Origin of the sequence: uncultured Gemella sp. (genome assembly GCF_963529685.1) — a bacterium.
Taxonomy (GTDB): Bacteria; Bacillota; Bacilli; order Staphylococcales; family Gemellaceae; genus Gemella.
Map to the genome: position 1 here is coordinate 1 of NZ_CAUSAI010000057.1, position 8,104 is coordinate 8,104.

The window sequence follows — 8,104 nt, forward strand, 5'->3', positions numbered from 1 at the left end:
TTGAGGTGCGTGTTAGTAACAAAGGGTTATACCCACAGAGAAAACCACCCCTTTTTAGGGGTGGTCATTATTAACTAGTCTTTTTCTTTATTATATATTTAATGATTATATAAGATAGCGATATAAAAATAATATATTTTAAATTTGTTATTTTTATATTAATTATGTAAAGGATATTTATTATACTTGTAAAAATTAGTAATAAAATTATATCGATTTTCTCAGTTAATATGTTTAATTTATTATTATTTGAATCTATTACTATGTAGAATATTCCGATAAGTGTGCATATAAGTAAATAATTTATTATGAATGTGTTCTTTATTATTACATAATTTATTATATTGATAATTGTAATAAATTTAAAACAAGTTAATACGTTTTGTGTCACTGCTATCTCCATTTTTTATTTAGGTATTTATCAATGAGACTAAAGAATTATGATTTCATTGAAATTAATTTTTTAAAAAGGCTCTCAATATTGATTAAGTTAATTATTTATCTTTTTTTCTTTTTTCTTTTTTGTTTTAATTTTTCTATTTTTTTATTGACGAAATATGAACCTGTTCCTGATAACAGACCTGTTATTACAGCGAATATTGCTATTTCTATATATTTTTCAGTATTCATTTTGTTACCTCCTATATATTTTATTATTAATTTATTTGATGTTGATAATATTTAGCTTTGTTAAAGTAAACAATAATTTCATTATATAATTCAGCCCCTATTATCACCTAAATAGATGTTTTTTAGATTTATTATGCTTAGAACTTGTAGATTTAACTATACTTTAATTACATAGAAGATACAGAGGCAACTAAAAAACTAGCAGGAAAGAATAGTACGTATAAATTTAAAATTTTTATTCATGAAATATACCTCCGCTTATGAATGTAAAGTATAATATATGTTTGTAATTATATATAGATCAAATCATATTTCTATTATTAACGCTTTCATTGTAACGTATTTTTGTGTTAAAGTCCAATAAAAGACAATAAACCACTGTGTTTATGAGTTATAATATACGCTTTTTTAAAATTTAGGACTTTTAGGTCAGCCCCATTCCTTTTTCACTATGAGAGAATAGTGATATCTGATATAATGTAAAGAAGTGAAATATATAAATTGATAAGATTATAGATTTTTTGAAATCTACTAAAGGAGCTTTTGTATGATAAAATTAGTTGTTACAGAAATGGGGATTAAGTGAATAATACAATAAAAACTCAAAATAGTTAGAAATAAAAGGATTGGCAGTTAGAGGTAATATTGAAGTAAGCTAATGTAAAATGATACGTATCGGCTGAAATTAAACCGTTAAAAAGTGGGTAATTGTTAAATAGTTATTTAATCGCAAAAAAAGAAAAGGAGTGAACATGGTGATTAATGAATTGATAGCTAGAATAAATCGAGTGTGTAGAAATGATAAGGAAAAAGATATATTATCTTTGGCGTATATTATTTCGTTAATATCATATTTTTGTGTGATTGTAGTACCACTATTGATTGTTACTTTAGAACCATTTATTAAATATGGAATTTATCAAACGTTGAGTGTTTATCGTTATATGATAAACGAAGGAAATATTCCACTAAAAAAATTTATTATTACTTTTGATGTCAAAGAAATTATATGGATTTTAAAAATTTCTTTAATTGGACTAATACCTGTAATTTCTAGAATCATTTTTAAGAAAGCTAAGTTTCAGAGTGAATTTATAGTGAGGGTATTGTCAATTTCAGGATTGGTATTCGTCAGTAAAGATTACTTAGGTTGGTCGATTATATTTTTAGTGTTTTTATTAATCGTGTATATTATTCCTTTAGGAGAAAGAAAGTATTTTAATTTAATTAATAATGCTAAGTATCTAGAAGAAATAAGAAAAAATTATCTTTATAAAAATCAAGAGTTTTTAAATAAAAAGTTTTATGAAAAATTATTAGGAAAATTTTTAGTAATAGCAGTGTTGATATTTTTAATAGCAGTAATGTTGAGTTATTATATGAAAATATCATTTATTTTCATGATAATTATTATTAGCTCTTTAACTTGTATTTTTTACTTATATAAAGAAACGAAGGATAAAATACTAACAGTATTCAAAAAAGTGATTATTTTTGTGATATTTGTAGCTATATCACTTTATGCCAATAGGATAGTTCCAAGTGAGTTAGAAAAAATTTTATTATTAGTAATAACTGTATATTTTTCTTTTGATAGAGTGGTATCTCTAGGAAAAGATATCCAAGATATTATAAAAAAGTATAGCTTGAGATATTATTATGAGAATGAATTTTTATCTGTTAAAGATATAAAGGATGAGTACTTAGAGATGAAGTTTATAAATTCTTTTGAAATAGATGAACATGAACTGATAAAACAAATTATTTTAAGAGATAAAGTATGTTTTTTAGATGAATTAAAACAATTGTGTAAACTCTATACTAGAAAAAAATTTGAAGAATACAGACAGTTTGTGGAGTTTTATTTATACATCATAAATATTAATTCTAAAGAGGAAATTAATTTAAATGATGAAGAAAGAAATCTAAAAAAAATTCTTGAAATTCAAAATCAAAAATTATTTCCAATAGAATTATATAAAGAATATGCAACTATTTTATATACTCAGAAAAAATTTGATGAAGCAATTGAATTTTATGAAGAATTCTTATGGTACCTAAATAAGGGTGAACTAAATAACATGTATCAATGCTATAAAAAGATGGGTAAAGACAAGAAAGCAGGTAAGTTAAAACAATATTATATAGATACTATGTAAATCAAAGAAATACTTCACAGAAATTTGTGAAGTGTTCTAGATTGTTGACAAAACGGTCAAAATATCAATGGATATATTGATATTTTGACCGTTTTTCAAAAATAATAAGCCATATGGCTGAGTATCTGTAGTATTAATGGTTAAGATATCGAGATAAAGCATTGGGAATAGCTCACTATTACTGTAACCGATATAGTATTACAAGAGTAATAGATACATACAACATTGGATATCATACAGGTGAGTGGTGGAGTAAGACCCACTCGATTGGTTATGAAGTATGTGAGAGTATGAAAGTCTCAGATGAGGATTTCTTAGCAAATGAAGATATGACGTTAATGCAGGCAACAGAAGACTTGATTTATTATGGCTTGCCAATTAATAAACAAACGGTAAGACTTCATCATGAGTTTAGTCCAACAAGTTGTCTGCACCGTAGTTTAGCTTTACATGGTGGAACAACTGATAGTGTTAAAACTTACTTTGTAGAACGTATGAATTACTTTGCGACTTTAGGAGAAACAGTTGATGAAATGTTAGGAAATACTAGTATCTCAGAACCGAGTAGATCTACAAACTCAGTATCAACTGGTGATAAAAGCAATGAAGAAATTGCACGAGAGGTTATTTCAGGAGCATGGGGTAATGGAGAGGATAGAGTGAACAGATTAACTAACGCAGGATATAATGCAAGTGAGGTTCAAGAAGTAGTGAATAGATTACTAAATGGGAATTATACATCTAATAATTTAGATGAAATAGCCCAAGAAGTAATTCAAGGTAAGTGGGGTAATGGACAAGACCGAGCTAACAGACTTACTAATGCTGGATATAACTACAGTGAAATTCAACAAAAAGTGAATGAAATATTAGGATAAAATACGAGCCTAGAAGAAAAGAAAATTTCTTCTAGGCTTATTTAGTTTACGTAAAATGAACAATAATAAATAATAGATTATTATTATATATATGATTATTAATAATATTAATGGAAACTAAAGTGTTTACTCTACAATTCTTGAATTTATAGAATTTTATATTTAACATCAATCAATTTAATTATACCATAAAAAAAGAAAAAAATTTAGAAAATATATTATTGATATTTTCCTATTGTTATCATATTGTTTTCATACTATAATAAAACTGTAAAGATTTATAACGTTATAAAAATAAAAAAAAACAAAAGGAGTAAAGACAATGAATAAGAAGTTTAAAATTACAACGACTATTTTATGTTCAGGTTTGATTATAACACCTGTATCAGGGATAATTCAAAATAATCAAAATTTTGTTAAGGCAGAGTATAAGAAAAATAATATTCTTTCGAATCAAGAAAAAGAATATGTAATGGCTAAAGCAAAAGAATTTAATCTTTCAGATAGTCAAGTAGAGAATGTTATTAGGAAGTTAGAGAAGGGAGAACTTTTAGATGCTTTTAATCCAGAAAAGAAACCAGTAAAAAGCACAAAAGTTTCAAATACAGAGTATATATATTACTATGATGATGGTTCTGTGATAAAGCAAACAATAATAAAAGATAATAAGACAAAAGAGAAAAAACGTCCCAACACAACATTTAGGTCAGTATCTGGGGGTAATGTGTATTGGGGAAGTAATTTTAAATATACTTCAAATGCACTTATAAAAAATGATACATTATATGGTAATTTTACTTTCAGAGCTGATTATGCTAATTTGGGACATTTAGGAGGACAAATAGATAATGTATATGATGCAAGGTATTGGGGAATAGGAACGTATAGTGATATTTCTCTATGGATTCAGGAAAGTAAAGGTGATCCAGCTAGGGCAGTTATGACTGTAAACTGGAGTGCTCCTGCTGGAGTAGCTTCTTCTTTATTAAAATTAGAGCTGTTTGTAAATGGAACAGATGCTTGGACTGGTCAGTAAACTATGAGTAATGAGTTAACTTTATTTTTTGGAATGAGTTACTTTTATATTCAAGTTATATTTCATATTTTAGGAATATATACGTTTATAAAGGTTCTAATTTATATTAAAAGAAAAAATCAAAATTAAATCTATAAAACTCATCACAGAAATTTTCTGTGGTGGGTTTATTTTTTTTATCTAAATTTTGCTTTAAAGGTTAAATTTTTCATAGTTTTCTTTACCTGTGATGTAGAGAATAAAAACATCATAGGAGTGAGGAAATATGGAACTAAAAGATGAAATAAAAAAACTAAGACTACGTGGTCTAGGATATAAGAGAATAGCTATTTGTTTGAAAGTCTCCGCGAATACAGTGAAATCAATCTGTAAGCGTGAAGGATTGGAAAAAGTAGAAGATACTTCTATAAATGCTTGTAAAGTGTGCGGAGAAAAGTTAACTCATTTGAAAGGGAAAAAACAAAAGAAATATTGTAGTGATGCTTGTCGAATGAAATGGTGGAAGAATAATCAAGACAAGATGAATAGAAAGGCAATTTCTACACATCAATGTAAATGTTGTGAAAGAGAATTTACATCTTATTCCAATAATAAAAGAAAGTACTGCAGTCATGAATGCTATATTAAACATAGATTTGGAGGTAGTTATGAACATTAAAAATGAAGTAACCTATCAAATCACAATTAAAATATTAAGTAACTTGTTTAGGAAAAATTTAATCACAAAAGATGAATTTAATTCATTCAAACATAAGATGTTAGAAAAGTATGATCCCAAAATATCTGAACTTATGGAGTTATCACTTGATAAATAGTTTCTTTAGAGTGATATATAGTAATGACGAAAAGGAGGATACAATAATGAAAACAATAAAAAAGTTAGAAGTGCTAAATGTGACTGATGTAAAAAAGCAAAAAGTTGCAGCTTATGCAAGAGTATCACATCAAGATTTACTACAATCACTATCTGAACAAATAAGCTATTATAGTAAACTTATACAAAATAATCCTAGTTGGGAGTATGCTGGAGTATACTTCGACAACTCAGTTAGTGGGAGAAATACAAAAAATCGTAAGGAGTATTTAAGATTAATAGATGACTGCAGGAAAGGAAAGATTGATACAATTCTTACAAAGTCCATATCACGATTTGGAAGAAATACTATTGAGTTGTTAGAAACAATACGAGAACTAAAGAAATTAAACATAGGGGTTCAATTTGAAAAAGAGAATATCGACACACTCACTACAGATGGAGAGTTACTACTAACGTTACTCGCTGCCGTTTCAGAAGAAGAATCAAAGGCGATAGGTAGTAATGTAAGGTGGAGTGTGAAGAAGAAGTTTGAACAAGGATTACCACATAGCCCACAACCTATATTAGGATATAGATGGATAGGAGATTCTTATAAAATTGAAAAGTCAGAAGCCGACACTATCAGAAAGATTTATGATTTATACCTATCAGGAATAAAACCTACACAAATATCAAGAATATTAAATGATGAAGGTAAACATACAAGAAGAGGAAATAACTTCACAAGACTAGCAATTTATAGAATATTATCCCAAGAAACTTATACAGGGAAACTTATATTACAAAAGACATTTAATGTAAAAGAAAAAGGTCGGTCAGTAAAAAATACTGGAGAGAAGACTATGTACATTGTAGAAAATGCACATGAAGCAATTATTTCTCAGGAAATATTCAATAAAGTTCAAGAAATAAAAAAACAAGGTAACCTAAAAAAGGAGTAAAAGATGAATAGAAAAATTACAACTATACAAGCCAATAAGCACCTTAGTCATCAATCAAAACTACCTAGTATAAAAAAGAAAAAGGTCGCAGGTTACGCCAGAGTATCAACAGATAATGAAGATCAAACAAGTTCTTATGAAACTCAAATGAAGTATTACGAAGAGTACATATCAAGTAGAAAAGATTGGGAGTTTGTGAAAATGTACTCAGATGAAGGAATAAGTGGAACAAATACCAAAAAACGTCTAGGGTTTCAAGAAATGGTAAATGATGCACTAGCTGGCAAGATAGACCTCATATTAACTAAAAGTGTAAGTAGGTTTGCAAGAAATACGGTGGATTCACTGTCAACTGTAAGAAAATTAAAAGATGTTGGAGTAGAGATATACTTCGAAAAAGAAAACATCTGGACATTTGATTCAAAGGGTGAATTACTTATTACAATAATGAGTTCCTTAGCACAAGAAGAAAGTAGATCAATATCAGAAAATATAACATGGTCTAAACGAAAACAAGCTGCAGAGGGTAGAGTGACATTCGCATATAATAATGTATTAGGATTTAAACCAAAAGAGGATGGAGGATTTGAAGTTGATAAAGAGCAAGCCCAAATAGTAAGATATATATTTGGACAGTTCCTATCAGGGAAAAATCCTAATCAAATAGCCAAACATCTAACTGAAAATAAAATACCTACACCAAGAGGAAAAGAAAAATGGAGTTATAGCAGTGTAAGAAGTATTTTAACAAATGAAAAATATAAAGGTGATGCCTTACTTCAAAAATACTATGTAGCAGACTTCTTAAACAAAACTCAGAAAAGGAATAACGGAGAGCTACCTCAGTATTATGTAGAAAATAGCCATGAAGCAATAATTGATAAAGAAGTATTTGATGCAGTTCAAGTGCAGCTAAGCGAAAATAAAAAGTGGTATACAGAGAAAAACTACTTTGGAAAAATTAGGTGTGGATGTTGCGGTAGTTCATACGTGAGACATTTATGGCACTCAACTGATAAATATAAAGAGACAATATACAGATGCAAAGATAAGTATAAGAACGAAGAAAAATGTGATACTCCTCATATAAGAGATGATGAAATTCAAAGATGGATAGTATCAGCACTAAACAAGGTAATTGATAATAGAAAAGAAATTATAGGTAATATAAAACTTCTAATGAAGATGATAAAAGAAGACAGAGGGTTAGATGATGAAATCATTCAACTCGAAGAAAAATTAGAAAATATCAGAGCTGATGTAGAAAAGTTGATAATAACAAATTCCAAAATAGCACAGGATCAAGAAGAATATACTAGAAAATATAATAAACTGATAGAAGAATATAAATTGTTAGAGAAAGAATCAGAACAAAAAAACTTAGATTTACTGAGTAAAAATAAGAGAGTTAGAGAACTGAAAATATTTATAGACTCATTAGAAAAACAAGACGAGCTACTAACAAAATATGATACCAAGCTATTTAATTATTTGGTAGATAAGATGATAATTTATAAAGGAAAAAGAGTAGAAATTCATTTTAAAAACGGAGAAGTCATATCAATCTGATATGATTTTTCCTTTTTTGCTATGAGAGATTAAGGTTATCTGATATAATATATTGAGTAAACGAGGGTTAAACA

General features: G+C 27.5%; 8 protein-coding genes. 7 read left to right on the forward strand and 1 reads right to left on the reverse strand.

The window, feature by feature from the left end:
- Positions 1-498 precede the first annotated feature (498 nt).
- Entirely contained in the window at positions 499-630 is a 132-nt protein-coding gene (locus RWS90_RS07295) for a hypothetical protein (RefSeq protein WP_314550060.1), read from the reverse strand.
- Between the two features lie 752 nt (positions 631-1,382).
- Here RWS90_RS07295 and RWS90_RS07300 point away from each other — a divergent pair.
- The 7 genes from RWS90_RS07300 (at position 1,383) to RWS90_RS07330 (ending at position 8,030) form a co-directional block, all read left to right on the forward strand.
- Positions 1,383-2,789: a hypothetical protein gene (locus RWS90_RS07300; protein WP_314550062.1), complete on the forward strand. Its 1,407-nt coding sequence runs from the start codon at positions 1,383-1,385 to the stop codon at positions 2,787-2,789.
- Positions 2,790-3,079: 290 nt separating this feature from the next.
- Positions 3,080-3,667, forward strand: coding sequence for a hypothetical protein (locus RWS90_RS07305; RefSeq protein WP_314550064.1), 588 nt, complete (start codon positions 3,080-3,082; stop codon positions 3,665-3,667).
- A gap of 322 nt (positions 3,668-3,989) precedes the next feature.
- Positions 3,990-4,703 carry a hypothetical protein gene (locus tag RWS90_RS07310; protein WP_314550066.1) on the forward strand — a complete coding sequence of 238 codons (714 nt, stop codon included), beginning with the start codon at positions 3,990-3,992 and terminating at the stop codon, positions 4,701-4,703.
- A gap of 265 nt (positions 4,704-4,968) precedes the next feature.
- Positions 4,969-5,361, forward strand: coding sequence for an RNA polymerase subunit sigma-70 (locus RWS90_RS07315; RefSeq protein ID WP_314550067.1), 393 nt, complete (start codon positions 4,969-4,971; stop codon positions 5,359-5,361).
- Complete coding sequence (locus RWS90_RS07320; RefSeq protein WP_314550069.1) at positions 5,351-5,518, forward strand: SHOCT domain-containing protein; 168 nt, start codon at positions 5,351-5,353, stop codon at positions 5,516-5,518. Before RWS90_RS07315 ends, RWS90_RS07320 begins: the two co-directional genes overlap by 11 nt.
- 46 nt (positions 5,519-5,564) lie before the next feature.
- Positions 5,565-6,461: a recombinase family protein gene (locus RWS90_RS07325; protein ID WP_314550071.1), complete on the forward strand. Its 897-nt coding sequence runs from the start codon at positions 5,565-5,567 to the stop codon at positions 6,459-6,461.
- Between the two features lie 3 nt (positions 6,462-6,464).
- Positions 6,465-8,030: a recombinase family protein gene (locus RWS90_RS07330; protein ID WP_314550072.1), complete on the forward strand. Its 1,566-nt coding sequence runs from the start codon at positions 6,465-6,467 to the stop codon at positions 8,028-8,030.
- Positions 8,031-8,104 lie beyond the last annotated feature (74 nt).

What these genes read in the sequence shown, in the direction of transcription:
- RWS90_RS07295 (WP_314550060.1), bottom strand. Translation starts at nt 630, where the DNA reads ATGAATACTGAAAAATATATAGAAATAGCAATATTCGCTGTAATAACA.
- RWS90_RS07300 (WP_314550062.1), top strand. Translation starts at nt 1,383, where the DNA reads ATGGTGATTAATGAATTGATAGCTAGAATAAATCGAGTGTGTAGAAAT.
- RWS90_RS07305 (WP_314550064.1), top strand. Translation starts at nt 3,080, where the DNA reads ATGAAAGTCTCAGATGAGGATTTCTTAGCAAATGAAGATATGACGTTA.
- RWS90_RS07310 (WP_314550066.1), top strand. Translation starts at nt 3,990, where the DNA reads ATGAATAAGAAGTTTAAAATTACAACGACTATTTTATGTTCAGGTTTG.
- RWS90_RS07315 (WP_314550067.1), top strand. Translation starts at nt 4,969, where the DNA reads ATGGAACTAAAAGATGAAATAAAAAAACTAAGACTACGTGGTCTAGGA.
- RWS90_RS07320 (WP_314550069.1), top strand. Translation starts at nt 5,351, where the DNA reads ATGAACATTAAAAATGAAGTAACCTATCAAATCACAATTAAAATATTA.
- RWS90_RS07325 (WP_314550071.1), top strand. Translation starts at nt 5,565, where the DNA reads ATGAAAACAATAAAAAAGTTAGAAGTGCTAAATGTGACTGATGTAAAA.
- RWS90_RS07330 (WP_314550072.1), top strand. Translation starts at nt 6,465, where the DNA reads ATGAATAGAAAAATTACAACTATACAAGCCAATAAGCACCTTAGTCAT.